The following is a 26,709-nucleotide window of genomic DNA, read 5'->3' on the forward strand; positions in this document are numbered from 1 at the left end:
AGATTCGGGGTCAGGTCTGACAATCGGACAATCTATGCGCGAAGCGCATAGATTGTCCGATTGTCAGACCTGACCCCGAATTTAACTTATGGCCAAATCTTCTGCAGCATGGCGGCCAGGTTGTAGCCGCCTTTGATCAGCTGTTCGCGCGCGAGGGCGGACGACGGCACGGGATAGCTGTCCGGCACGGTCATCGCCCATACGGTGTAGGTGGAGCCGCTGCGGCTGGTCTGCTTGGTGGCCACACCGACCTTCACGTCGGCATAGGCTTGCTTGGCGGCGACCAGGGAGTCGTTGGCCCATTGCACCGGCCAGCTGGCGACGTCGCCTTTGGAGAGCATGATGCTTGGTTTGCCGTCGATCGCCCATTGCGTGAACTTGTCCACGCTGCGCTGGCTGCTGCGGCGCATGGCGTAATCGACCACGGTGGTGTCCCAGTAGGAGTGGAACGGCTTGGTCGGGTACTTCGATACTTCTGCATCCTCACCCGGGATCACCTTGGCACTGGCAGCCTTCAGTGCCGCTTCGTCCATCTGCAGATTATTGCCGCCGCGCGAATCGAAGATGTTCAGGGAGTCGATCTCCTTGGCGGACTTTGGCACCACGAACTTGCCTTCCTTGTCGACGAAGGCTGCGCCTACATGCAACGGCTGGTGGATGTCGCCCGCCAGGTGGGTCAGGATCAACAACGCCTGGCGCGGCGTGAACTTGCCGTCGCCCTTGCCTTGCAGGGTGGCGATGCATTGCTGCATGGTCTGCACGATATCGTGGCCCGACGTGCCGGCGCCGTGGCTGTGGTACTCGTTCAACTGGAACGGCACGTCGGTGTAGTGGTACTCGCTGTGCTGCGGGTGCGCGGCGACGTAATCGTTCATCTCCTGCGATTGCGGGCCACAGAACGTGCCCTTCACGCAGTCGGCCCAGTTGGCGATCTTCTCCAGGTTTTCACCTTGCTGCAGCAGCGCGTTGACCTGCTTCTCGGCGTTGGAGCCTTTGATCAGGTTGTCGGCGATGGCGCCGACGATGCGGTGGCCGTTGTTACCCCAGGCCATGGCGTTGTTGGCGGCGAAGGCGCCGGCCAGCGCCGCGATCAGTGCGAGTTTCTTCATTCTTCTTTACCCTTGCTTGGTTTCGGATAGTCTTTGTTGATATCAATCGGCTGCGCGTATGGCGACGACCAGGCCTGCTCCTGCACGGCGCTCAGGCGCTTGGCCATGGCTTCGTTACGCATCACCACTTCCAGGTTGCGCGACAGGTCGAAGTAGCCGCCGGCCCAGTTGCTGGTGCCGACCCAGGCCAGCTTGCCGTCGATGACCATGGTCTTGCTATGCCATACGCGGGCGAACGGGATGAAGCCGGTGCTGGCCTTGGGCAGCGTCACGATGCGGATCTCGACATTCGGCAGCATGGCCAGCGATTTCAGGTGGTTGATGGCCGGCTTTTCGGTGTTCCAGTTGGAGACCATCAGCTTGACCTTGACGCCGCGCGTGGCGGCGGCGCGCAGGGCGTTGTCGACCACGGCGTAGAACGGGCGCGTGCCCTTAGGTCCGTAGCTCAGGGGCGCGTAGTCCAGCATGGAGACGCTGATCTCCTGTTTGGCATCGGCCAGCAAGGCCGGCAGCACGGTTTCGGAATCGGCCACGCCAACCGGGTTGAATGCGGCTGGGCTGGCGACCAGGAAGCTGGCGTCGGCCGGCAGCGCCGCCGGCGCCATCGATTTGGCCTGCACCGGGGCGACGGTCTTGCCGGCGGCCAGCGTGGCTTGCGCTGCCCAATCCTGCTCGAAGATAGCCTGCACCTGGCCTGCCACTTTGGCGTCGGTGATGCGCAGGCCAGTTTCGTGGATGTGGGTGAAGGCGCGCCAGTCGAAGTTCTGGCTGCCGACGAAGGCGATGTTGCGGTCCACGGTCAGGTACTTGGCGTGGATGATGCCGTTGCCGGTCAGCTGGTTCACATCCAGCACGCGCATTTCCAGGTTGGGGATGGCGCGCAGGCGCTCCACGGTGGCCTTCTCGGACAGTCCGCTGACGCCCTTCTTGTCGATCAGGAAGCGGATCTTCACGCCGCGCTTGCCGGCAGCTTCCAGGCGCTCGATCACCTTTTCGAACGGCGCGCCGGTCACGCTGGCGACGTAGAACTGGCCGATGCAGATTTCCGATTTCGCGTTGTCGAACAATTCGGTCCAGACTTCGATCGGGCCGCGCAGGTCGTCGCTTTTGAGCGTGGTTTCCACCGGTGCAGTCTGCACCAGCTCAAAGCCCGGCACCTGGAAGGCGGCGTGGGCGGAGGCGAAACAGCCAGCCAGTGCGGCGGCCAGGAGATAACGGCGCATATTCATCCTTTACTGTTTGACGCGCAAAATGCGCGGGACGGCGCCATAGGTGCCGGCCGGTTTATTGTCTTGTTCCAGGCGCTGCAGGTAGCTGCGCAGCGCATCGGCATCGCGCACGCCGGTCGGCGCCTGGTTGCTGCCCTGGCGGAAGGTGACGAAACCGTCGTTGCCCTCGGCCAGGAAATTGAAGACCGCCACGCGGTAGCTGGCGCCGTCTTCGATCGCCACGCCATTCAGCTTGACGCTCTCGCGCACGATGCGCTGGCCCAGGGGGCGGCGGCCGTCCCAAGCGTAGGTAAAGCCTTCCGATACTTGCAGCACGCCGCGTTTGTCCGCCTCCACGCCGCCCCACTGCCCTTCCAGCAGCGCGACGATCTGGGCGCCGCTCATGTTCATCACCACGATCTCATTCGCGAACGGCAGCACCGCCTGCACATTGGCGACAGTCACGATACGGTCGTCGCCGGCATCGAGATGGGTGCGGATGCCGCCGGTATTGGTGAAGGCCAGCTGCGCACCCCATTTGCGGCCCGAGGCGAGGACGGCGTCCGCCACCAGCTGCCCCAGCGGCGATTCATCGGCGTTCGGCATCAGCTCGCGGCTGATGGATGGCTGCGCCAGGCGCGCCACCGGCTTGCCCAGCTCCTCGCTGCTGCGCGCGCGCAGCGATGCCAGCAAGGCGTCGACTTCCGGCACGCCGGCATGCTTGCCCGGCTGCACCAGGATATTGCGCGCGCTGGTATCGACCACGGCGCCGGTCTGGCGGTCCACCACCAGCGAAATGCGCGACAGCATATGGCCGTAGCGTTCGGCCTGCGTCACCAGCTTGCCGTCCACGCGGCACAGGTAGCCGTTGTGCGAGTGGCCGCTGACCACCACGCGCACGGCGGGGTCGATGCGCTTGACCACGTCGACGATGTCGCCGCTCAGGTCCTGGCAGTACTGCTGGTCGTAGCGCGCCGGCGTGTGGCCGCCCTGGTGGATCAGCACCATGAAGACGGTGGCGCCCTGCGCGCGCAGCTCGGGCAGCAGGCGGTTCACGGCCTGCGCCTCGTCGATGAACTGCAGGCCGCCAACACCGGCCGCGCCCACCAGGTCCGGCGTGGCCTTCAGCACGGTGCCGATCAGGGCGACCTTGATGCCCTTCACTTCCTCGATGCGGTAGGCCGGGAACAGGGGCTGGTTGGTGCGCGTGTCGATCACATTGGCGGCCAGGTAGCTGAACTTCGCCCCTTCGTGCGGCCCGAGTTTGCAGGCCCGGTCCGGACGCGGCGAATTGGCGCAGCCGCCCTTGGCCTGGCGCAGCAGCTCCACACGGCCATTATCGAATTCGTGGTTGCCGACCGAGGTGGCGCGCATGCCGATCAGGTTCAGGGCCTGGATGGTCGGCTCGTCGGCAAACATGGCCGACATTGCCGGGCTGGCACCGATCATATCGCCCGCGCCCACCAACAGCAGTTCCGGGTCTTCCTGGCGCCAGGCGTTCAGCGTGGCCGCCAGCGCGTCGATGCCGCCCGCCGTGCCGCCCTGGTCAAACCGGGTCGCTTCCAGGTGGCCGTGCAAGTCGTTCAGCGCGGCGAAATTGAGCTCGACGTGGTGGGCCGGGCGCTGTGCGGCGCATCCGGCGAGCAGGCTCGCGATAGCAAGCAAGGGCAAAACAGGTTTCATCGGGACGGCAGTAATGACGGGCGAAAGCACGCATTGTACAGCGCCAAAACGCAAAAAAAACCTGCCCCGGCAATGCCCCCGCCCGGCAGGTTGCCAACATCGCCAATAAATTAATCTAGTGATAATCCGAGACATTTAAATCACTATTTATTGAGTATGATTCCGGCGGGATTGTAAAATCCTTAACATTGTCTAACTGACTATTTATTTAGGAGTAACTATGCATCCGTTTTCCCTGAACAAAGAGCAAATTGAAGAAGTAAGCGGCGGCACCGAGGTGAGCAATGTCCTGCGCGAAGGCGGCGAAGAATGCAGCATTCTGAACTATGAAACCGGCCTGGAGCCAACCGTCAAACTGAAAGAAGACGGCGGCGAGCTGACCACCATGGCGATCGGCGAAGAAGGCGGCCTGCCAGCCCAAGAGATCTAAGCTGCTCCAACCCCAGGATGGCCGGCGCCGGCCATCCTTGCCAAGAAAACCCAGCATGAAACATATCGTTCTCGGACACCCCAGCGACGCCCACGTCACCCACATGCTTGAGAGCCTGGCCGCACGCGGCTTCCAGGCGCACCTTATCGACAGCTCCAAATTCCCCAGCGAACTGCAACTGAGCCTGCGCCCGCAACACGGCGGCGGCACCCTGCGCCTGGCCGATGGCGCCCTGCTGGACCTGGAACAGATTGGCTCGGTCTACTGGCGCAACTTCTGCGGCGTCAGCCAGGGCACGCGCGCGCGCGCCGTGCGCGGCACGCTGGAAGACATTTCCTATTACGACAGCATGGCCTGCATCCGCTCCTGGTTCCAGGCCGAGCTGCCGACACGCTGGTTCAATTCCTGGAGCGCCTTCCAGTCGCACCAGGAGAAGCCGCACCAGCTGCGCCTGGCCGCGCAAGCCGGCGTGGCCATCCCGCGCACCTATATCGGCAACGATATCGAGCAGGCGCGTGCCTTCTGCGAGGCGGAAGGCGATGTGATCTTCAAGCCGGTGTACGGCGGCGCGCATACCGAACGCATTACGCCCAAGCACCTGGAGAGCGAGCATATGAGCAAAGCGCTGGCCTTGGCCCCCATCACCCTGCAGCAATTTGTGCCGGGCACGAATATCCGCACCTATGCCATCGGCGAGCAGTTGTTCACCGCCGAGCTGAACAGCGACAACATCGACTTCCGCACCGACCGCGGCATGGAAATCAAGCCGATCGAGCTGCCGCCCGAGCAAGCCGCCCTGGTGCCGGCCATCATGCGCAGCCTGGGGCTGAACTGGACCGCCATCGATTGGCGCCGCGACCACGACGGCCGCTACTACTTCCTGGAAGCGAATCCGAGCCCGATGTTCCTGGGCATGGAAAAACGCAGCGGCTTCCCGCTCGGCGACACCCTGCTGAGGGCGATGACGGCGTGAGCGCGGACGCCAAGCCGCCGCTGTTCCGGCCGGAGGTGGCGCAAGCGCTCACCTCCAACTGGCTGGGATCGATCCGGCTGAAGCACACCATGTCCGGCACGGTGGTGGCAGCCGTGGCCCTGAGCATTGCCGGCGCCTTGGTCGCCTTTGTCGCGCTCGGCAGCTTCACCCAGAAAGCCCGGGTCGGCGGGCTGGTGGTGCCGGTCAACGGCGCCCTGGCCGTGACCACGCCGCAGGCCGGCACCCTGGTGCGCTCGCTGGTGGCGGAAGGCAGCACCGTCAAGGCCGGCGATCTGCTGTTTGAACTGTCGTCCGAGCGGCAGCAAAGCGGCGGCGAGCTGAGCACGCTGATTGCCCAGCAGCTCACCATCCGCCGCGAAGCCTTGCAGTCGGAGCGCACCGCGCGCATCGCCATGGCGCGCGAAAAGCAGCGCGCCATCGAAGCGCGCATCGCCAATGCGGAAGCCGAGCAAGTCCAGCTGGGCAACGAGATCAAGCTGGCAACGCGCCGCAAGGGCCTGGCGCAGCAAAGCGTGGGGAAGTACGAAACCCTGCAGGCCAGCGGCTTTGTATCGCAAGCGCAGACCCAGCAAAAGCAGGAAGAATTGATCGACACCGAAGCGCGCCTGAGCGCCCTGGCGCGCAGCCAGAGCCAGCTCGCCAGCACCCTGGTCAACCTGCGCGCCGAACGCGAACAACTGGGGCAGGACCTGGACGGCGAGCTGGCCCAGTTCAGGCGCGCCGAGGCCACCCTGGAGCAGGAGGCGGTGCAAAACCGCGACCGCCGCCGCACCCTGGTGGTGGCGCCGCAAGCAGGCACGCTCACCGCCCTCAACTACCATGTGGGCCAAGCCTTGAGCGCCGGGCAATCGCTGGCCACCCTGGTGCCCGGCGCGGCCGATGGCGCCGCCCTGGAAGCCAACTTGTACGCGCCCAGCCGCACCGCCGGCTTCGTCAAGCCGGGGCAGAAAGTGCTGATTCGCTACCAAGCCTTCCCCTATCAGAAATTCGGCCTGCACGGCGGCGAGATCGTCGATGTCAGCCGCACCCCGTTCGCGCCGAGCGAGCTGCCGGCCAATATCGCCGGCACCATCCTCGGCACCGTCTCGCGCGGCGCCAGCAACGAGGCGCTGTACCGCATCCGCGTCAAGCTCGACCGGCAGGCGATCCAGGTCTACGGCGACAGCCTGGCGGTCAAACCCGGCATGACCCTGGAAGCCGACATCGTGCAAGACCAGCGCAAGATCTGGGAATGGATCGCGGAACCGCTGATCGCCATCGCCCCGCGCCAGAAGAGCAACGAATGAGAACCATCCTGCAAACCGAATCCAGCGAATGCGGCCTGGCCTGCATCGCCATGGTGGCCGCCCATCACGGCCACCAGACCGACCTGGCGGAACTGCGCCGCAGGTTTTCCATCAGCCTGAAAGGGGCCACCCTCAACCAGCTGATGCGCCATGCCAGCAGCTTGCACCTGTCCTCGCGGCCGCTGCGCCTGGAGCTGGAACACCTGTCGCAGCTGCAGCTGCCGGCCATCCTGCATTGGAACCTGAACCACTTTGTGGTGCTGTCCGCCATCAGGCGCGACTTGCGCGGCAATGTGCTGGCCACCATCCACGATCCCGCCACCGGCGCGCGCGACTATTCCATGCCCGAGCTGTCGCGCCACTTCACTGGCGTCGCGCTCGAGCTGAGCCCGACGGCGGAGTTCGAGGAAAAGAAGGCCGTGCGCAAAGTCTCGCTCACCGAGCTGACCGGCAAAGTGATCGGCCTGCGCTGGGCCATCGCCAAGGTCATCATGCTGGCGGTGGCGCTGGAAGTGTTCGCCCTCGCCTCGCCCCTGTTCAACCAGTTCGTGATCGACGAGGTGGTGGTGAATGGCGACCGCGAATTGCTCAAGGTCCTGGTCCTGGGCTTCGCCCTGATGCTGGTGACGCAATCGGCCATCAGCCTGGCGCGCAGCTGGGTGCTGATGCGCTGGGGCACCGACGTGGCTCTGCAATGGTCCACCCGCGTCTTCACCCACCTGATCCGCCTGCCGGTCAGCTACTTCGAAAAGCGCCACCTGGGCGACGTGGTTTCGCGTTTTGGCAGCATGAATGCGATCCAGACCACCCTGACCAGCCTGTTTGTCGAAAGCATGCTGGACGGCCTGATGGCCCTGCTCGCCTTCGGCATGATGCTGGCCTACAGCCCCAAGCTGACCTGCATCGTGCTGGCCGGCCTGGCGGCCTATATCGCGCTGCGCGCGCTGGCCTACCACCCGCTGCGCGCCGCATCGCAGGAACGGCTGGTGCTGTCGGCCAAGGAGAACAGCCACTTCCTGGAAACCGTGCGTGCCATCGTGCCGCTGAAACTGTTCGGGCGTGAAGTGGAGCGGCGCGCGCGCTGGCTCAACCTGAAGCAGGATGTCGTCAACCGCGACATCCAGACTCAGAAACTGGGCATCCTGTTCAAGCTGGGCAGCTCGACCCTGAGCAGCGGCCAGGCCCTGCTTCTGTTCTACGTGGGAGCCCTGCTGGTCATGGACAACGCGCTGACCATCGGCATGCTGATGGCCTTCACCAGCTATTCCACCACCTTCACCGGCCGCGTCTTCGGCCTGGTCGACCTGTACATCGACGTCAAGATGCTGGGCATGCACGCCGAACGCCTGGCCGATATCGTCAAGGAGCCGGCCGAGCCGGAGGATGCGTTTGAGGCGGACGTGAGCCGCATCGCGCCCGCCATCACCCTGCGCAATGTACGCTTCCGCTACGCCGAGGGCGAACCGTGGATCCTGGACGGCATCGACCTGCATATCCCCGCCGGCCAGAGCCTGGCCCTGGTCGGCCCCAGCGGCTGCGGCAAGACCACCTTGTGCAAGCTGGTGCTGGGCCTGCTGCAACCGACCGAGGGCGAAATCCTGGTCGACGACATCCCGCTGCGCCAGCTCGGCTTGCGCGCCTACCGCAGCATGATCGGCACCGTCATGCAGGACGATGTGCTGCTGGCCGGCTCCATCCTGGACAACATCAGCTTCTTCGACAACGGCGCCGACCCGGAGAAGGTCAAGCACTACGCCCGCCTGGCCGCTATCCACGACGATATCGCCGCCATGCCGATGGCCTACCAGACCCTGGTGGGCGATATGGGCAGCAGCCTGTCGGGCGGTCAGAAACAGCGCGTGCTGCTGGCGCGCGCGCTGTACAAGGAACCGAAGATCCTGGCCCTGGACGAAGCCACCAGCCACCTCGACGTGCGCAACGAGGCGCGCGTCAACCACGCGCTGGCCGAGCTCAACCTGACCCGCATCATGGTGGCGCACCGCCCCGAAACCATCAACGCCGCCGAGCGCGTGATCGGCATCCAGAACGGCAAGGCACTGGAAGTGCGCAACGGCCGCGCGGCCGCCGCCTGAGCCGGCGCGCGGTGCGCGCGCCGGGTGACTATTCCCTTAAAAGCAATATTGCATTTTTGGTAACTGCGCGTATAGTGGGCGCAGGGTGGCCACCCCTATCTTTTAACTTTCACCTATTGAGACAACCATGCATCCATTTTCCTTGAATACCGAAGAAATCGAACAAGTCAGCGGCGGCGCCCTGCACGACGGCCTGAGCAACCTGCTGCTCGAAGGCGGCCAGATTGACCCGATCAGCGTGCCAGCCAAAGAAGACGGCCGCGAAACCACCCTGGCCCTGGGCGAAGAAGGCGGCCTGCCGCCGGAATACCTGGCATAAGCCTTTCTCCCGCATAAAAAAAACGGCCAGCTTACGCTGGCCGTTTTTGTTTCAGGCTACTTCAGACGAGCTGCTTAGAACTCGTACTTCAGGGTAGCTTGCAGTGCCCACTGCGACACGTTGGCGTCGGTCTTCAGGTTGTACGCTTCCAGGTTGTCACGGACTTTGTAGATGTACTTGCCGGACGCATCGATACCAGCGTAATCCACGAAGCTACGTGCATTCGCGCCACCCAGGCCGGAGGTGCTGCTGCCCTGGTAGGAAATGTCATACACGCGGCCCCAACGCTTGTTCAACAGGTTGCCCACGTTGAAGATGTCGAAGGTGAAGGTTGCCTTGTGGCCCGAGAAGAAGCTTGGCAGCTCTTGTGCGATACGCATGTCGAAGCTGTTGGTCCATGGCGCGAAAGCGGTGTTGCGGCTAACCACACTGCCTTTGGCGTTGCGCAGGGCGCGGGAGCCCTCGACCACGGCCCAGAACTTGTCTTCGTTCACACGGCTAGTGGCGGTGTCGCCCTTGAAGATGACTTCGCCCGAACCTGGTTTGGACGGGATGTACATCAGGTCGTTACCGGTGACGCCGTCGCCGTTCATGTCGTTGTTGAAGGTCCAGCTGTATGGCTTGCCGGTACGGCCTTCGTAGAACAGACCCACCGAGGTCCGGTAGTTGCCCCAGAACGCTTTACGGAAGTTAACCATACCAGCGATACGGTCCTTCACCAGGTAGCTGGAGTTCGCCAGCACTTCTTCGTTCGGGTTGAACACGGAACGTGCGAACCAGTTCGTGCCCGAGGTGGAAGCGGTCAGCGGCGACACTTCCTTCGAATCGGTGTAGGTGTACGACAGCGACCAGCCGAAACCGCCGATCAGCGGACGGCTCAGGCTCATGGTGGCCAGCTTGCTGTAGCCTTCCTTGGTGTTGACTGCGTTGAACACGGTCAGGAAGGAGTTGTTGCTGCCAGCGCGGTTACGCAGGCCCGCGCAGCCGGTGCCGGTGTTGATCGCGGCGCCAGTGGAGGCGTTGAAGCAGTTGGTGTTGTAACCCTGGCTGGTCCAGTACAGGTCGCGACCGTCGGTGCCCAGGCGGGTTGGTGCGCCCAGGTTTTCGTTACGGTAGTAAGCCATCTGGTTGGTCTTGATCTTCAGCAGTTCAGCCGAGAAGATCACGCCGTACCATGGCAGTTCGGTATCGAAGGCCAGGTTGGCTTTCCAGACGGATGGCTGCTTCAGGCCGCCTGCCAGCAGGTCGACTGCCTGGGCCGGCACGGCGCCTGGCAGCGAGGTCACTTGCTTGGTTGGATCAGCCTGGAAGATGCCGGATGGGCAAGCCGGGTTGCTGCTGTTGGAGCAGGTCAGGGTACGGGTAGCAACGCCGCTGTTCTGGAATGGGTTACCCATCCATACGCCCAGGGCCGAACCCTGGAACAGGCCCACGCCGCCGCGCAGCTGGGTTGGACGATCGCTCACGCCTGGCAGCTTGTAGTTGAAGCCCAGACGCGGCTGCCACAGTTTCTGGCCGTCGAAGGTGTGGGTGTTGTTCAGGCCGAAACCGCCGGTAGCGCGGCCGTCAACGATCGGGCCTGGCGCAGCGGCCAGGGCGGCGTTGTAGGATGGGCGCTCGCCGATATCCATGTAGTCAACACGCACGCCGCCGGTCACGGTCAGGCGGTCGTTGACGGACCAGGTGTCCTGCACGAACAGGCCGTAGTCCTTGGCGGTGAAGTTGGCAACCGCTTCGTCCAGGGTGTGGCCTGGCAGTGCGGCTTGCACGGTGTAGGTGGATGGACGGCCCTTGGCGAAGTTTTCCAGCACGGCTTTCGCGAAGTTCTCGTTGGACTCGGTGCGGCTGTCGCACGCCATGGTGCCGCCGTTCAGGAAGTCGTACTTGACGTTGGCCAGGCAGCCGAAGGTGTAGGCACCGTTCACGTTCTGCAGGAAGGCATTCATCACCTTGTTGCTGTTCATGTCGCCGCCGAACTTCAGCTCATGCGCGCCCAGCGACCAGTTGGCGCCGACGTACACGTCCTTGGTGCGGGTGCCCAGCACGTTGCGGTGACGGCTGGCTTCGGTACCGAACAGCACGCCGCGTTCATTGGTCGACACGCCGCTGGCGGCGCTGCCTGGCAGCGGGCCGCCGAAGTTCAGGCGGATCGATGGCAGCACGGAGTTCAGGGCCGGCACGGACGCGTAGTCGCGGTCGGAGAACTTGATTTCGGTCGAGAAGGTCGAAGTCCAGTCCGAGGTCAGCTGGGCAACCTTGGTTTCCAGCGATTTCACCTGGTTGTACCAGTAGCTGCTCAGGGACAGCGAGGAGGTACCGGAGCCTGGGAAGAACGGGTTGGCTTCTTCAGTCTTGGACCAGCGCACCATGGCGCGGTGGTCGTCGTTGATGTTCCAGTCCAGTTTCACCAGCTTGTCGGTCACGTCCAGCAGCTTGCCGCCGGTTTCGCCAACGGTGCCGGCATCGATGCCGTACGCTTTCGCCGCGGCAACTGCCTGGCCCAGCTGTTCCGCGGTCACGCCGACGTTGGTCAGGCCGGAACCGATCGGGCCGGAAGGCATGGTGTTCTTGGATGGCGATTCAGTCTTCTCGTAGTTGGCGAAGATGAACAGCTTGTCCTTGATCAGCGGCGCGCCGATGGTGGCGCCCTTGGTGGTGTTGCGGACCTTGGCCGGCTCAACGTAGGTGCCGTTGGTCGGGTTGAAGCGGTCGCCGATCATCTTCTCGTTCTGGAAGACGTAGTAGAGCGAGCCCTTGACCGCGTTGGTGCCGGACTTGGTCACGGCGTTGATGTTGCCGCCGGTGTAGCCCTTCTGGGTCACGTCGTAGTTGGCAACGTTCACCTGCACCGACTGGATCGCTTCGATCGAGATCGGCTGCTTGGACATTGGGGAGCCGTTGGCTTCCAGGCCGAAGGTGTCGTTCACCGCCACGCCGTCGATGGTCATGGAGTTGAAACGCGAGTTCTGGCCGGCGATCGACAGTTCACCGCGCTCTTTGTCGGTCTGCGAAACGCGTGGGTCGATACGGGCGTAGTCTTGCAGGTTACGCTGGATCGAACCCTGGATCGCCAGTTCAGCGGAGGAAATGCTGGAACCGGAACCCATGGTGGTGCGCGCGAATTTCTCGCTGCGGGCAGCCGAGGAACCGGCGATGGTCACGGTCTGCATGGCCTGGCCGATGGTCGCGTCCACGGCTGCGGTTTCAGCAACTTCCACGAAGACGTTTTCACGCTTCTCGGAGATGCCGTTCTTGGTGATGGTGATGGTGTATGGACCGCCGGCGCGCAGGCCACGGGCCACATAACGGCCTTCGGCATCGGTGGTCACGGTGCTGACCGAACCCGATTCCACGTGCACCACGTGCACAGTAGCGCCAGCTGCCGGCTTGCCGTCGGACGCGGAAATGCGGCCGCCGATTGCCGAAGTGGTGTTCTGTGCCAGCGCTGGCGCTGCCGCCAGTGCGATGGACAGGCTCAACGCGATTTGCGTCAGCCGAAGCCGTTTATGATTCATCATTGATATACCCCAAAAGAGAACAAAATATTGGTAAATGTCGGCAACTTACTGCTGTGTTGCCTCATTTGCGCTTTTTACTAAATGTTGCAAAAATAGTAGCCGCCCAGCGATTTTAGGCACCGTTGATGACAAGGGTGCGACAGCTTTATGACGATTGTGTGACGCGCGGGACTTCCCAGGTGCAGTGGACGTATCTTTCCGTCAACTATGCCTGAAAGGCGCCTTCCTACACAAATTCATTTTCCTTTACGTATTTATACGCAGAGCAAATAAATTGCATATCGTTATATGTTTTTTTGTAATTGCTGGGGGCTTTAAGGCGGCATTATAAAGAATTGCCGCCGCTTGGAGGGAAATGCAAGCTTGGGGATTTGTAACGTGCTGTGCGCACTTGTGGTGAAAGGGCCACAAGTGCGCTTAAAACGTGGCTTACTTCAGTGAAGCTGCTACCTCGGCTTCGAATTTGGCAAAGCGCGTGTCCAATTGTTTCAACAGGCGCTGTTTGTCACCATCGGCCAGGAAAGCGTAGCGGATGCTGTCATATGACAGCTTTTTGACTTCCGCATAATTGGTTTTGTAGCGGCTGGCGAACAGCACGTATTCATTGGACAGGGTATTGCGGCTGACACCGGTGTCATCGCTCGACAGCACAAACGGCACGCCGTATTTGCGATAAATATTGATCGGGTGCGCTTCACCCTTCACGCCCAAGATGAATTCGTTGGAAGTCAGGTTCACTTCCACCGGAATATTTTTCTCGCGCATCTTTTTCAGGATGGCGTGCGGCTGGCGCTCGTGGGCAATGTCCATGCCGTGGCCGATGCGCTTGGCGCCGGCGATTTCAATCGCATCGGCGATATGGAATTTCAGGCCTTCCGGCGGCACCTGCCCCAGGGCCAGCTCACCCGCGTGCAGCGCCAGCTTCACGCCCGGGTACTTGGCGCTCAGGAACTTGAACATGCGCATGTGCAACTTGTAGTCGCGCATCGAGACCGGATAGTGCTCCGCGCCAACAATGTTCACCGACACCACTTTCTGGTTCTGGCTGGCGATCTTGAAACCGGCCGCCATCTGCGAGAACACGATCGAGGGCGACAGGAAGCGCAGCACGAACGGCTGGTAGCGCATGGTGAAATGCTCGTCGTCGATCCCGGCGCTGCTGCTGTCGACGTAGGCGCTGTAGTCGGCGATGCCCTTGTTGAAGGCCGGGCTCGCTTCCAGTTTGGCCAGGTAGGCGGCAAACGCCGCATCGTCGGTCAGCTTGCCGTCGAATTCGGCGTCGAAAGTAATCGGCGCGATCTCGAACACGGTTTCGATATAGCTGACGTTTTCCGCGATGGCGCGCTCTTTCAGGCGTTTCTGGCCATCGTTGCCATTGGTCGAGGCAACGCCGTCAAAGCGCAGGAAGGTGGTGAAGAAAGCCAGGTCCGGCGGCAGTTGGTTTTGCGTGTGGTTGTAGAAGTCCATGGTGGACCACTTGTGCATCAGCGAGCGGTAGGCGATCGGGTCCTTCTCCAGCTCGGCAACGGTGGCGCAGTTTTTGCGGTCGGCCGCCTTGTCGGTCTGCACGCTCCAGCTGGTCTTGTCGATGCAGTAGCCCAGCTTGTCGACCCACTCCAGGTATTGCTCGGCATAAATAGAACCCGAGTAATGGTGGTGCAGGTCGGCGCCCTTCGGCATATTGTTGAAGAACATGGCCAGCTCGGCGGTCTTGGGCACGGGGCCGGACACCAGCGAAGCGAAGTGGCGCGCGGTGGCGTCGGCGTTGCTGCCCGGGGCGGCAACGGCCGGCGCCGCAAAGGCGGTCGCAAGCGCGGCGGCGGTGAGCAGGCTGGTCAGGTTCTTTTGCATGGCTTCTCTTTCAGCGTCAGGGGTCGTGGTCAGCCCTGCCCGCGCGCATGCACCAGTCGTCCGCCCGCATAGCTGGCGGCGATGGCGCGATCGTCCCCCAATAGCGCCAAGGCGAACAGCTGCTCTTCCAGGCTGTCGGTATTGGCGCTGCGGCGTGCCAGCAGCGGCGTAGCCTGCGGGTCGAGCACGATGAAATCCGCTTCGCGGCCTACGGCAAAACTGCCGATCGTGTCGTCCAGGTGCAGGCTGCGCGCGGCGCCCAGCGTGGCCAGGTAGAACATGCGCATGGCAGGCAGGTAGCTGCCCTTCAAGCGCGCTACTTTATAGGCTTCATTCATGGTTTGCAACATGCTGAAGGAAGTGCCGGCGCCGACGTCGGTGGCCAGCGACAGCAGCATGCCGGCCCGGTCGGCTTGCTCGAAATCGAACAGGCCGGAGCCGAGGAACAGGTTGGAAGTCGGGCAGACGGCGGCGGCGGCCCTGGTCTCGGCCATGCGGGCGCGGTCGGTTTCATCCAGCCAGATGCAGTGGCCGTAGACGGCGCGCGGGCGCATCATGCCGTAGCGGTCGTACACGTCCAAGTAGCTGCGCGCCTCGGGGAACAGCTGTTTGACCCAGGCGCATTCTTCCTTGTTTTCCGAGACATGGGTTTGCAGGAAGGTGTCGGGGTACTTGCGTGCCAGCTCGCCGGCCAGCTGCAGCTGGGCTTCGGTCGAGGTGGGAGCGAAGCGCGGGGTGATGGCGTACAGCGAGCGGCCCTTCTTGTGCCAGCGCTGGATCAGCGCTTCGGTTTCCTCTGCGCCGCTTGCGGCGCTGTCGCACAGGAACTCCGGGCAGTGGCGGTCCATCATCACTTTGCCGGCGATCATGCGCAGGCCGCGCCCTTCGCTGGCGGTGAAGAAGGCATCCACCGATTGCGGATGCACGGTGCAGTAGACCATGGCGGTGGTGGTGCCGTTGGCCAGCAGCTGATCGAGGAAGAACTCGGCCACCTGTGCGCCGTGCGCCGGATCGGCGAACTGGCGCTCGGTCGGAAAGGTGTATTGCTCCAGCCATGGCAGCAGGCCCGGCGCCGGCGAGGCGATCATGTCGGTCTGCGGGTAGTGCACGTGGCTGTCGATAAAGCCGGGCATGATGATTTTGCCGCGATAGTCTTTCACCTCGGTGCCGGGCGGCAGGGTTGGGGCCAGCGCGGCGTAGTCGCCGGCGGCGCTGACCTTGCCATTTTCGACGACCAGCAGGCCGTCTGCGTGCCAGGCGTGGGCGCGCTCGTTGAAAGCCGGATCGGCGTGAAAGTGCAGCAAGCCCGCTCGGTAGGCTTGCACGCTGGATTGCTTGTTCATGCTTTAGTCTTTCGCCTGGGATTCCCAGACCATTAGTAGTTGTGCTGCCACCGACGCGGCAATGACGGCCGGTGCTTTATTGATGATACCCGGCAGGCCAACCGGGCAGACCATGCTGTCGGCGTTCAGTCCTTTGGCTTCCATGCGGGAAGTGAACTGGGCGCGCTTGGTTTTGGAGCCGATCAGGCCGAACCAGCCGACCTTGCCGCGTGCCAGGATCGCTTCGCACAGTTGCTGGTCCAGTGCGTGGCTGTGGGTCATGACCAGGTAGCTGGCGCCGTCGGGCGCTTGCGCGACGCAGGCTTCCGGCGTGTCGGTGGCATCGATTGTGACGTTCGGCGGCACCTGGTCCGGGAACATGGCGTCGCGTTCATCGACCCAGGTCACGGTGCAGGGCAGCTCGGCCAGCGCACGCACGATGGCGGCGCCGACATGGCCGGCGCCGAATAGTACCAGATGCGCTTTGGGCGCGTTGACCGCGTCTACCAGCCAGCGGCGGCCGGCGGCGTCGGTACGGATGTGGGTTTGCGCGTGCCGCTCATCCAGGATGCGCGACTCGGGCGAGGCGTCGATGGCCACGATGCGGCAGCTATCCTGCTGGCGCCGCTGGCGCAGCAGCCCGAGGACGTCTTCCAGGTCGCCCTGCACCATTTCGAACAGCAGCCATACCACGCCGCCGCAACATTGGCCCAGGCTCGGCCCGAGGGGGAAGCGTTCCAGCCTCGGCGCCGGCACGCCGGCCGCGCGTGCGGCGCTGGTAGCGAGCATGTCGCGGGCGATGGCGAGGGCTTTGTGTTCGAGGTGGCCGCCGCCGATGGTGTCTTGCTGGCTGTGCGCCGTGACGAGCATGTGGGTGCCCGCTTCGCGCGGGACCGAACCTTCGGCGCGCGCGACCGTGACGAGCACTGCCGGCGCACCGGCTGGCGTCAACCAGTCAATCATGTCAGCCCGCCGCTTCAACCGCGCTGATCGCGCGCAGGATCTCTTCGCTGGTGGCCGGCGCATTCAGCGGCGGATTCACGCGATGCCCGCCCACCGCCGAAATGGCGTCGCGGATCGCAAAGAACACCGAGAACGGCAACAGCAGCGGCGGCTCGCCCACCGCCTTCGAGCGATGGATGGAATCCTCCACATTGCGGTTGGCGAACAGGTTCACGCGGAAATCCGCCGGGCAGTCGGAAATGCCCGGAATCTTGTAAGTGGACGGCGCATGCGTCATCAGCTTGCCCGCCGGGTTCCACCACAACTGCTCCGTGGTCAGCCACCCCATGCCCTGGATGAATGCCCCCTCCACCTGACCGATATCGATGGCCGGATTCAGCGACTGCCCCGCGTCATACAAGGCATCCGCGCGCAGCAGCTTCCACTCGCCGGTCAGCGTGTCGACCACCACTTCCGACACCGCAGCGCCGTAAGCGTAGTAGGAGAAGGGATGGCCGTTCATGCTCTTTGGATCCCAGTGCAGGTTCGGCGTCGCATAGAAGCCGTCCGACCACAGCTGCACGCGCGCCAGGTAAGCCTTCTGCACCAGCGCCGCGAACGGCACGCTCTGGCCATTCACATGCACCTGGTCGTCGGCGAAGCGCACGCCGGCAGCCTCGCCACCGAGCGTCTTCGCCGCAAACTCGGCCAGCCGGGCGCGGATCTTGCCCGCCGCATCCTGCGCCGCTTTGCCGTTCAGGTCCGCGCCGGTCGACGCCGCCGTGGCCGAGGTGTTCGCCACCTTGCTGGTATCGGTCGCCGTCACCCGCACATGCGACAGGTCCAGGCCCAGCTCATGTGCCACCACCTGCGCCACCTTGGTGTTGATGCCCTGCCCCATCTCCGTGCCGCCATGGTTGACCAGCACCGAGCCATCGACATACACATGCACCAGCGCGCCCGCCTGGTTCAGGTGGGTGACGTTGAAGGCGATACCAAATTTGACCGGCGTCAGCGCCAGCCCGCGCTTCAACACCGGATTGGCGGCGTTGTAGGCCGCCACCGCTGCACGGCGCTCGCGGTACTCGCTGCTCTGCTCCAGTTCCGTCACCAGTTCGTGGATAACGTTGTCCACGATCACCTGGCCGTACGGCGTCTGGTTGCGCTCCGTCTTGCCGTAGAAGTTCACACGGCGGATGTCGAGTGGATCGCGCCCCAGGTTGCGCGCAATCTCATCGATCACGTACTCAATGGCGATGGCGCCCTGCGGCCCGCCAAAGCCGCGGAATGCGGTGTTCGACTGGGTATTGGTCTTGCCGCAGCCGGCGTGGATCTCCACGTCCGACAGGTAGTAGGTGTTGTCGAAGTGGCAGACCGCGCGCGTCGCCACCGGGCCGGACAGGTCGGCCGAAAAGCCCGCGCGCGACGTCATATCGACCTTGGCCGCCACGATGCGCCCCTCGTCGTCATAGCCGACTTCGTACTCGTAGTAGAAGCAGTGGCGCTTACCCGTCACCATCATGTCGTCGTCGCGGTCGGCGCGCAGCTTGACCGGCTTGCCGGTGCGCGCAGCGGCAATCGCCGCCGATGCCGCCCACAAGGCCGATTGCGACTCCTTGCCGCCAAAGCCGCCGCCCATGCGGCGGCACTCCACCGTCACATGGTGCGAATGCAGGCCGAGCGCGTGCGCCACCACGTGCTGCATCTCGCTCGGGTGCTGGGTTGAGCACTGCACCAGCATGCCCCTGCCCTCTTTCGGGATGGCGTAGGCGATCTGGCCTTCCAGGTAGAACTGCTCCTGGCCGCCGACATACAGCTGGCCGCTGACGCGGTGCGGCGCCTTTTCGAACGCCGCCTGCGCATCGCCGCGCAGCAGCTTCATCGGCGGCAGCACGTAGGAAGCGGCCGCCTTGGCGGCTTGCGGCGTCAGGATCGCCGGCAGCTCCTCATAGCCCACCACGCCGCGTTTGGCGGCGCGGCGCGCATTGGTGTGCGAGTCCGCCACCACGATGAATATCGGCTGGCCGACGTACTGCACCAGGCCATCGGCCAGGATCGGGTCGTCGTGGATGATCGGGCCGCAATCGTTGGTGCCGGGGATGTCGGCCACCGTGTACACCGCCACCACGCCCGGCGCCGCGCGCACCGCGTCCAGGTCGAGCGAGGTAATGCGCGCATGCGCCTTGGACGACAGGCCCAGCGCCGCATGCAGCGTGCCTTGCAGCTCGGGGATATCGTCGGTATAGGTGGCCTGGCCCAGCACGTGCAGTTCGGCCGATTCGTGCGCGCGCGGGATGCCGACGCCGGTCCAGGCGGCGGCCTTCAGTTCGGGGGTGACGGGGTGGTTCATGGCGCCTCCACGGCAAAGGCATTCACAGCATTGGCCGCCAGCGGCGCATCGCTGCGCGTCTCCAGCCAGAAGCGGCGCAGCAGGTTTTGCGCCGTTTTCATGCGGTATTCACTGCTGGCGCGCATATCGCTCAAAGGCGCGTAATCGCGCGCCAGGGCCGCCATGGCGTCCGCCAGCGCAGCCTCGCTCCAGGCGCGGCCCACCAGCGCGTCCTCCGCCTGCGCGGCGCGCTTGGGCGTGGCGGCCATGCCGCCGTAGGCGATGCGCGCTTCGGCGATGGCGTCGCCGTCCATGCGCAAGGCGAATGCCGCGCACACGGCGGAAATATCCTGGTCGAAGCGCTTGGCCAGCTTATAGGTGCGGAAGCGCACGTCCGCGCGCGGCAGCGGCACCCGCACCGCCTGCACGAATTCGCCCGGCTGCAGGTTCTTCTTCATGTAATCGAGGTAGAAGTCTTCCAGCGCCAGCACACGTTCGCCGGCGGCGCCGCACAGCACAATCTGGGCGCCCAGCGCGATCAGCCACGGCATCGAGTCGCCAATCGGCGAGCCATTGGCGACGTTGCCGCCCAGGGTGCCGGCATTGCGGATCGGCAGCGAAGCGAAACGCTGGCGCATTTCGCCCAGCTCTTGCGGGTAGTGCCGGCACAGCGCCGTGTAAGCGTCTTCCAGCGACACGCCGGCGCCGATCTCGAGCGAACCATCGTGTTCACGCAGCTCGCGCAGGGCATCCACGTGGCCCAGGTAGATGATGTCGCCCAGCTCGCGCATCTGCTTGGTGATCCACAGGCCGACATCGGTGGAGCCGGCCAGCAGGGTCGCGCCGGGGTTGGCGGCGCGCAGTTGCACCAGCTCGTCCAGGGTGCGCGGTGCCAGGAAAGTCTGGCCCTGCGCGCTGTACACGGCCAGTGTGTCGCGCTTGAGCGCTTGCAGTTGCGCGGCCACGTGGGCCGCATCGAATTCCACCGGCGGCAGCTCGCTCATACGCTGGGCGGCATCGATGATCGGGCGGTAGCCGGTACAGCGGCACAGGTTGCCCGACAGGCAGTCGTCGATTGCCTTGCGCGAGGCGCACTGCCCTTCCTGCTTCAGGTACAGGCCCCACAGCGACATGGCGAAGCCGGGGGTGCAGAAGCCGCATTGCGAGCCGTGGCATTCGACCAGCGCCTGCTGCACCGGGTGCAAGGCGCCGTCCGGCTGCTGCAGGTCTTCCACCGTGAACAGGGCTTTGCCGTCCAGGGTCGGGGTGAGCTGGATGCAGGAGTTGACCGCTTTCAGCTGCAGCTTGCCATCGGCCAGCGTGCCGACCACCACGGTGCAGGCGCCGCAGTCGCCTTCGGCGCAGCCTTCCTTGGTGCCGGTGCAGTGCAAGTCCTCGCGCAGGTGCTGCAACACAGTCTGCGTCGGGGCGGCATCGCGTACCTCATGTACGGCGCCACGGTAGTAAAAACGGATCGGTTCTGCCATCTTGGCCTCGCAATAGTCCCAGCTTGCAAGACTACCATTTCCAGCACCCCGCCATATAAGAAATCGCTTATTTTGAATATCAGACGTTTACCATATAAGGATGATGCTGGTGCCAGTGCTCGGCAATGTCGATGCGGCGTGTGATCCACACCTTGTCATGGCTTTGCACGTAATCGAGGAAACGCGCCAGGGCGGCAGCACGCGCCGGACGGCCCACCAGGCGGCAATGCAGGCCGATCGACAGCATTTTTGGCTGGTTCAGGCCGTTCGGGTCCCCTTCCTTGTAGAGTACGTCGAAGGCGTCCTTCAGGTAATCGAAGAATTGCGTGCCGCTATTGAAGCCTTGCATTGCGGCAAATCGCATATCGTTGGTATCCAGGGTGTACGGTACGATCAGCTGCGGCGTGCTGGCCGGCTTGCCATCGGCGCCGGTATGCGCCACGTCCTGCCAGAACGGCAGGTCGTCGCCGTAATAGTCGGCGTCGTAGCGGAAGCCGCCATGCTCCACCACCAGGCGGCGCGTATTGGGCGAATCGCGCCCGGTGTACCAGCCTTGCGGCGCGCTGCCGGTCAGCTCCTTGATGATCTGCACCGCCTCCTGCATATGGGCGCGCTCGGTGGCTTCGTCCATATTCTGGTAGCTGATCCAGCGCAGGCCGTGGCAGGCGATTTCGTGGCCCAACTCCTGGAAGGCGGCCACCGCCTCCGGATTGCGCTGCAAGGCCATCGACACGCCGAAGACGGTCAGCGGCAGCTTGCGCTCCTCGAACATGCGCAGCAGGCGCCACAGGCCGGCGCGCGAGCCGTACTCATAAATCGACTCCATGCTCATATGGCGCGCCGGAAAGGCTGCCGCGCCGATAATCTCCGACAGGAAGGTTTCCGACGCGGGGTCGCCATGCAGCACCGAATTCTCGCCGCCCTCCTCGTAATTCAGCACGAACTGCAAGGCCACGCGCGCCTGGCCGGGCCAGTTCGGGTGGACGGGGTTGCGGCCGTAGCCAATGAGGTCGCGCGGGTAGTTGCTCATGATCGCCTGGGAAAAATGGTATATGGGCAATAATATATTGGCCTTGCAGTACCAGTATATGATCTGCCGGATACACAGGATAAGGAATCAATATGGGAAAACTGAGCACCCACGTCCTCGATACTGCGCACGGCAAACCGGGCGCCGGTGTGCGCGTGGCGCTGTATGCGCTGGCCGGCAGCGGCCGCACGCTGCTGAAGGAGGACGTGACCAATGCCGATGGCCGCTGCAGCACGCCGCTGCTGGAGGGCGACGCCATGCGGCCGGGCCGCTATGAGCTGATCTTCGGCGCGGGCGACTATTTCGCCGCGCTTGGCGTGGCGCTGCCGGAGCCGCGCTTTATCGACCAGGTGACGATCACCTTCGGCATTGCCGATACCGACCAGAACTACCACGTGCCGCTGGTGGTGTCGCCCTGGTCGTATTCGACCTATCGCGGCAGCTGAGGCACTAGTCGCGCAGCATGACGGCGCGCTCGCCGCGCCGGGCTTTCTGCTGTAGCTGCATCAGGCCATACAGCAAGGCTTCCGGCGTGGGCGGGCAGCCCGGCACATAAACGTCGACCGGAATGATACGGTCGCAGCCGCGCACCACCGAGTAGGAGTAATGGTAGTAGCCGCCGCCGTTGGCGCAGGAGCCCATCGACACCACGTAGCGCGGCTCGGCCATCTGGTCGTACACCTTGCGTATGGCGCGCGCCATCTTGTTGGTCAAGGTGCCGGCCACGATCATCAGGTCGGCCTGGCGCGGCGACGGGCGCGGGCACATGCCGAAGCGGTCCATGTCATAGCGCGCCGAGGCGGCCTCCATCATCTCCACCGCGCAGCAGGCCAGGCCGAAGCTCAGGTACCACAGGCTGTTGGTGCGCACGGTTTCCATCAGGCCGTCAAGCGAGGTGAGTACGTAGCCGTCGCGCTCCAGCGTTGCTTCCATTTCCATGTCGATCCCCTTTCATTAGCAGCGCCAAGATACAGAGGCTGACGGCGAATGTATTGTATGGAAACGACAGGCGGGCCAGCGTCCGGCGCTCAGTCCTCGCGCGTGACGATGCGGCGCGAATCGCCCTCGTAGCGCAGCAGGCGCAGCTTGCCGGCGGCATCGGCGGCGGCGCCGTCCATCAGGGCGCCAGGCGGCATGCCGGTGAAATGGACGAAATCGCGCACCATATGGGCCTGGTCGTGGTAGCCGCAGTCCATGGCCAGGCGGGTCAGCAGGCCATGGCGCGGCGGCAGCAGCATGAGCCGGCCCAGCGCCTTCACATAGCGCGCCATGCGCCGGCTGTCGCGGATGGTCTGGCCGTAGCTGGCCAGGTAGCGCCGCTCCAGCGTGCGCACGCTCAGGCCGCAGTGGCCGGCAATCGCCTCGGTCGGCAGCGCCAGCGCGCCGGCTGGCAGGGCGAACGGCAGCCGCTGCCCTTCACGCTTGCCCAGCAGCTGCAGCAGCCAGTCGGAGACGGCGGCCACCCACTGCATGCTGCCTGTCATGCGCTGCAGGCGCTCCTGCAGCCGGGCGGCGCCCAGTTGCGGCGCCAGGACGTCCAGCGGCAGCAGGGTGTCGCGCAGCTCCGGCAGGGGAATGTCGAGCAGGCGGGCGAACTGGCCCGCCTCCAGCATGGCGCTGATGAAGGTGGTGCCGGGCTCCCACACCGCCGGCGTGGGGCGCGTCAGGGCGCCCGACACCATCGGCTCGCCGCAGCGCCGCTCGCTGCCGTCGGGCGCGGCGAAACGGCTGCCGCCGGCGAGGTAAAAGCCGATCATGGGGCAAGGGGTGGCGGGCACGATCACCGGGCCCGGGCTGGAATGCTCGATGTGGAAGTAGCGCACCACGCCGGCCAAGGCGGGCGGCGGCAGTATGGCCAGGCGCATCGGCGCCAATGTCGGGTCCACGTCTCGCATGGCGCACATTATAGGGTGGCGCGGGGCGGCGCGCTGGCGGCCGGGTGCCCCGGGGCCGCGTGATAGAATCGCCCTCTTACTGACTTGTCGCCACGACCTTGGATACCGTTCCCTTGTGGGCGCAATTTGCCGCCCTCTCCTTCCTGATCCTTGCCTCGGCCTTCTTCGCGATGGCTGAAACGGCCCTGATGGCCGCCAACCGCTTCCGCCTGCGGCACCAGGCCAAACGCGGCAGCCGCCGCGCCATCGCCACCCTGTGGCTGCTGGAACGTACCGAACAACTGCTGTCCCTGGTCCTGGTCGCCAACACCCTGATCAACGCCATGGCCATCGCCCTGGCCACCGCCATTGCCATCACCCAGTTCGGGCTGGAGGAACACGTCATCGCCCTGTCCACCGTGGCCACCGTGTTCGTGCTGATCGTACTGGCCGAGATTTCGCCCAAGATCGTCGGCGCGCGCTACGCCGACCAGATCGTGCTGCCGGCCTCCTTCGTGCTGCGGCCGCTGCTCTCGGTATCCAAGCCGCTGCTGTGGTTCGTGCACCTGTTCGTCAACACCCTGCTGCGCCTGTTCCGCGTCAAGCCCACCGGCCAGGTGCAGGAGGGGCCCTTGTCGGCCGACGAGCTGCGCTCGGTGCTGCTGGAGAACGGCAGCTTCATCCCGAAACAGCACAAAAGCATCCTGCTCAACCTGTTCGACCTGGACACCATCTCGGTAGAGGACATCATGACCCCGCGCGCCCAGGTCGAGGCGCTCGATTTCTCGCTGCCGGTGGCCGAAATCAAGGCCCAGCTCACCACCTGCTTCCACAACAAGCTGCCGGTGCACGAGGGCGAGATCAACCAGGTCAGCGGCGTGCTGCATGTGCGCAAGGCCATCGCCCTGCTGAACGAGGAAGACGAGCTGACGGTCGAGCACTTCCGCGCCCTGCTGAGCGCGCCTTTCTTCATCCCGCAGGACACGCCCGCCTTCGCCGCCCTGCAGAACCTGCAGGAGAACAAGGAGCGCCTGGCCCTGGTGGTCGACGAATACGGCGAGGTGCAGGGCGTGCTGACGCTGGACGACATCATCGAGGAAATGATCGGCGAATTCACCACTTCGACCCCGAGCGCGGCGCGCGCCGACAGCTTTGCCTGGGACGCCCAGGGCGAATGCCTGCTCGAGGGTAGTACGGCATTACGTGACATCAACAAGCGTCTGGGTTTAAACTTTCCGCTGGATGGGCCCAAAACCTTGAACGGAATGTTGCTTGAAATATTACAGGACATTCCCGACGCCCCGATCTCGGTCAAGGTGGGGGCTTGCGTGGTGGAAGTGGTGCAAGCCCAGGACCAGGCTATCAAAGTAGTGAAATTGCGACGCCCGGAGCCCCGCCACGCAGAGTGAACCGTGCGGCGCTTTACAAAAATGATGCCTGCAGGCATCATCCGGAGACTCACTTAATATTATCAATCTGATAGTGCGCTCCTATGGCTGCAGTTCAACCCAACCCGGCAACCGGCACACCCATGTCGGGTTTGGCGCGGGCCCTGATGCAAGCGGGGCGTCTGACCCCGCCGCAGGCTGACGCGCTGCAGAAAAAGGCCCAGGCCGAAAAGTCGCATTTTATTGATGTGCTGCTCGGTAGCGGCGCCATCAATGCGCGCGACCTGGCGGCGTTTTGCTCGGACACCTTCGCTTATCCCCTGCTGGACCTGGCCGCCCTGAATATCGAGGTGCTGCCGCCCAAGGCCATCGACATCAAGCTGATGCTGACGCAACGCGTCATCCCGCTCTCCAAGCGCGGCAACAAGATGTCGGTAGCGCTGTCCGACCCGACCAACAGCCAGGCCCTGGACCAGATCAAGTTCCAGGCCGAATCGACGGTGGAACCGGTCATCGTGCCGCACGATGCCCTGCTCAAGCTGCTGGAGAGCCTGACCAAGAGTTCCGAGCAAAGCATTGCCGACCTGGCCGGCGACGAGGGCGATATCCAATTCGCCGAAGACGACTCGGCGACCCCGAGCCAGGCCCAGACCGACGCCGCCGCCGACGTGGAAGACGCGCCGATCGTGCGTTTCCTGAACAAGATGCTGATGGACGCGGTGAATATGGGCGCGTCCGACTTGCACTTCGAGCCGTACGAAAAGTTTTACCGCATCCGCTTCCGCGTCGACGGCATGCTGGTCGAACACGCCCAGCCGCCGACCTCGATCAAGGACAAGCTGGTGTCGCGCATCAAGGTGTTGTCCAAGCTCGATATTTCGGAAAAGCGCGTGCCGCAGGACGGCCGCATGCGCCTGATCGTCTCGCCCACCAAGACCATCGACCTGCGCGTCTCGACCCTGCCGACCCTGTTCGGCGAAAAGACCGTGATGCGTATCCTGGACGCGACCCAGGCCCAGATGGGCATCGACTCGCTCGGTTACGACCCGGACCAGAAGGAAATCCTGATGGACGCCATCGTCCGTCCCTACGGCATGGTGCTGGTGACCGGCCCGACCGGCTCGGGCAAGACGGTGTCGCTGTACACCTGTCTGAACATCCTGAACAAGCCCGGCATCAACATCTCGACCGCGGAAGACCCGGCCGAGATCAACCTGCCCGGCATTAACCAGGTCAACGTCAACGACAAGGCCGGCCTCACCTTCCCGGTGGCGCTGAAGTCCTTCCTGCGCCAGGACCCGGACATCATCATGGTCGGCGAGATCCGCGACCTGGAAACGGCGGACATCGCGATCAAGGCGGCGCAAACCGGCCACATGGTGTTCTCCACCCTGCACACCAATGACGCGCCGTCGACCCTGACGCGTTTGATGAATATGGGCGTGGCGCCCTTTAATATCGCCTCCTCGGTCATCCTGATCACGGCGCAGCGCCTGGCGCGCCGCCTGTGCACCTGCAAGAAGCCGGTCGACATTTCACACGACCTGCTGCTGAAAGCGGGTTTCAAGGAGCCCGACCTGGATGGCACCTGGAAGCCTTACGGCCCGGTCGGCTGTGAGCGCTGCAATGGAACCGGCTACAAGGGCCGGGTAGGTATCTACCAGATCATGCCGATCACGCCCGCGATCGAAGCACTGATCCTGGCAAACGGCAACTCGATGCAGATCGCGGCACAATCCGAGGCGGAAGGCGTCAAATCGCTGCGCCAATCGGGCCTGGTCAAGGTCAAAAACGGCCTGACCAGCCTGGAAGAAGTGCTGGGCTGCACCAACGAATAGGAAACAAG

20 protein-coding genes are annotated in these 26,709 nt (G+C 64.0%); 8 read left to right on the forward strand and 12 right to left on the reverse strand.

The features are described from left to right. Positions 1-86 precede the first annotated feature (86 nt). Genes GTP41_RS15000 through GTP41_RS15010 form a run of 3 tightly spaced genes read right to left on the reverse strand, consistent with a single transcriptional unit; the run spans position 87 to position 4,000 of the window. The gene (locus tag GTP41_RS15000; protein ID WP_161026386.1) at positions 87-1,109 is read right to left on the reverse strand and encodes a S1/P1 nuclease; all 1,023 of its coding nucleotides are present in this window, start codon (positions 1,107-1,109) and stop codon (positions 87-89) included. Then, positions 1,106-2,332, reverse strand: coding sequence for a phospholipase D-like domain-containing protein (locus GTP41_RS15005; protein ID WP_161026387.1), 1,227 nt, complete (start codon positions 2,330-2,332; stop codon positions 1,106-1,108). The genes GTP41_RS15000 and GTP41_RS15005 overlap by 4 nt, the downstream gene beginning before the upstream one ends. Before the next feature lie 9 nt (positions 2,333-2,341). Further along, a complete protein-coding gene (locus tag GTP41_RS15010; RefSeq protein ID WP_161026388.1) occupies positions 2,342-4,000 on the reverse strand; it encodes a bifunctional metallophosphatase/5'-nucleotidase in 1,659 nt (552 codons plus the stop codon). Between the two features lie 220 nt (positions 4,001-4,220). Between GTP41_RS15010 and GTP41_RS15015 the strand changes: the two genes are divergently transcribed. The 5 genes from GTP41_RS15015 to GTP41_RS15035 all read left to right on the forward strand — a co-directional run bounded on the left by GTP41_RS15015 (position 4,221) and on the right by GTP41_RS15035 (position 9,122). Further along, positions 4,221-4,430 carry a hypothetical protein gene (locus tag GTP41_RS15015; protein WP_161026389.1) on the forward strand — a complete coding sequence of 70 codons (210 nt, stop codon included), beginning with the start codon at positions 4,221-4,223 and terminating at the stop codon, positions 4,428-4,430. Positions 4,431-4,485: 55 nt separating this feature from the next. Beyond that, entirely contained in the window at positions 4,486-5,403 is a 918-nt protein-coding gene (locus tag GTP41_RS15020) for an ATP-grasp domain-containing protein (protein WP_161026390.1), read from the forward strand. Continuing rightward, positions 5,400-6,710, forward strand: a complete 1,311-nt coding sequence (locus GTP41_RS15025) for an HlyD family secretion protein (RefSeq protein ID WP_161026391.1) — start codon at positions 5,400-5,402, stop codon at positions 6,708-6,710. The genes GTP41_RS15020 and GTP41_RS15025 overlap by 4 nt, the downstream gene beginning before the upstream one ends. Beyond that, positions 6,707-8,803, forward strand: a complete 2,097-nt coding sequence (locus GTP41_RS15030; protein ID WP_229502894.1) for a peptidase domain-containing ABC transporter — start codon at positions 6,707-6,709, stop codon at positions 8,801-8,803. Before GTP41_RS15025 ends, GTP41_RS15030 begins: the two co-directional genes overlap by 4 nt. A 127-nt stretch (positions 8,804-8,930) precedes the next feature. Further along, positions 8,931-9,122: a hypothetical protein gene (locus tag GTP41_RS15035; protein WP_161026393.1), complete on the forward strand. Its 192-nt coding sequence runs from the start codon at positions 8,931-8,933 to the stop codon at positions 9,120-9,122. 74 nt (positions 9,123-9,196) lie between these two features. Here the strand turns inward: GTP41_RS15035 and GTP41_RS15040 are convergent, their stop codons facing one another. The 7 genes from GTP41_RS15040 to puuE form a co-directional block, all read right to left on the reverse strand. Then, on the reverse strand, positions 9,197-12,640 hold the full coding sequence (locus GTP41_RS15040) for a TonB-dependent receptor (RefSeq protein ID WP_161026394.1): 3,444 nt from the start codon (positions 12,638-12,640) through the stop codon (positions 9,197-9,199). A gap of 429 nt (positions 12,641-13,069) precedes the next feature. Further along, complete coding sequence (locus GTP41_RS15045; RefSeq protein WP_161026395.1) at positions 13,070-14,491, reverse strand: adenosine deaminase family protein; 1,422 nt, start codon at positions 14,489-14,491, stop codon at positions 13,070-13,072. 29 nt (positions 14,492-14,520) lie between these two features. Next, positions 14,521-15,834, reverse strand: a complete 1,314-nt coding sequence (gene guaD, locus GTP41_RS15050; RefSeq protein WP_161026396.1) for a guanine deaminase — start codon at positions 15,832-15,834, stop codon at positions 14,521-14,523. Positions 15,835-15,837: 3 nt separating this feature from the next. After that, positions 15,838-16,776: a xanthine dehydrogenase accessory protein XdhC gene (gene xdhC / locus GTP41_RS15055; protein WP_161026397.1), complete on the reverse strand. Its 939-nt coding sequence runs from the start codon at positions 16,774-16,776 to the stop codon at positions 15,838-15,840. Between the two features lies 1 nt (position 16,777). Continuing rightward, positions 16,778-19,105 carry a xanthine dehydrogenase molybdopterin binding subunit gene (gene xdhB / locus GTP41_RS15060; protein ID WP_161026398.1) on the reverse strand — a complete coding sequence of 776 codons (2,328 nt, stop codon included), beginning with the start codon at positions 19,103-19,105 and terminating at the stop codon, positions 16,778-16,780. After that, the gene (gene xdhA / locus GTP41_RS15065; protein WP_161026399.1) at positions 19,102-20,571 is read right to left on the reverse strand and encodes a xanthine dehydrogenase small subunit; all 1,470 of its coding nucleotides are present in this window, start codon (positions 20,569-20,571) and stop codon (positions 19,102-19,104) included. Before xdhA ends, xdhB begins: the two co-directional genes overlap by 4 nt. Positions 20,572-20,650: 79 nt before the next feature. After that, the gene (gene puuE, locus GTP41_RS15070) at positions 20,651-21,601 is read right to left on the reverse strand and encodes an allantoinase PuuE (protein ID WP_161026400.1); all 951 of its coding nucleotides are present in this window, start codon (positions 21,599-21,601) and stop codon (positions 20,651-20,653) included. 92 nt (positions 21,602-21,693) lie between these two features. Here puuE and uraH point away from each other — a divergent pair, with 92 nt between their 5' ends. Continuing rightward, the gene (gene uraH, locus GTP41_RS15075; protein WP_161026401.1) at positions 21,694-22,047 is read left to right on the forward strand and encodes a hydroxyisourate hydrolase; all 354 of its coding nucleotides are present in this window, start codon (positions 21,694-21,696) and stop codon (positions 22,045-22,047) included. Between the two features lie 4 nt (positions 22,048-22,051). Here the strand turns inward: uraH and GTP41_RS15080 are convergent, their stop codons facing one another. Both GTP41_RS15080 and GTP41_RS15085 read right to left on the reverse strand, forming a co-directional pair. Further along, positions 22,052-22,534: a NuoB/complex I 20 kDa subunit family protein gene (locus GTP41_RS15080; RefSeq protein ID WP_161026608.1), complete on the reverse strand. Its 483-nt coding sequence runs from the start codon at positions 22,532-22,534 to the stop codon at positions 22,052-22,054. Between the two features lie 95 nt (positions 22,535-22,629). Next, entirely contained in the window at positions 22,630-23,496 is an 867-nt protein-coding gene (locus GTP41_RS15085) for a helix-turn-helix domain-containing protein (protein WP_161026402.1), read from the reverse strand. 98 nt (positions 23,497-23,594) lie between these two features. On the opposite strand from GTP41_RS15085, the gene GTP41_RS15090 reads away from it, so the two are divergent. Together GTP41_RS15090 and pilB are read left to right on the forward strand one after the other, a co-directional pair. Next, complete coding sequence (locus tag GTP41_RS15090) at positions 23,595-24,884, forward strand: HlyC/CorC family transporter (RefSeq protein WP_161026403.1); 1,290 nt, start codon at positions 23,595-23,597, stop codon at positions 24,882-24,884. 83 nt (positions 24,885-24,967) lie between these two features. Then, on the forward strand, positions 24,968-26,701 hold the full coding sequence (gene pilB / locus GTP41_RS15095) for a type IV-A pilus assembly ATPase PilB (RefSeq protein ID WP_161026404.1): 1,734 nt from the start codon (positions 24,968-24,970) through the stop codon (positions 26,699-26,701). Positions 26,702-26,709 lie beyond the last annotated feature (8 nt).

This window comes from Pseudoduganella guangdongensis (genome assembly GCF_009857475.1).
GTDB classification, from domain to species: domain Bacteria; phylum Pseudomonadota; class Gammaproteobacteria; order Burkholderiales; family Burkholderiaceae_D; genus Rugamonas; species Rugamonas guangdongensis.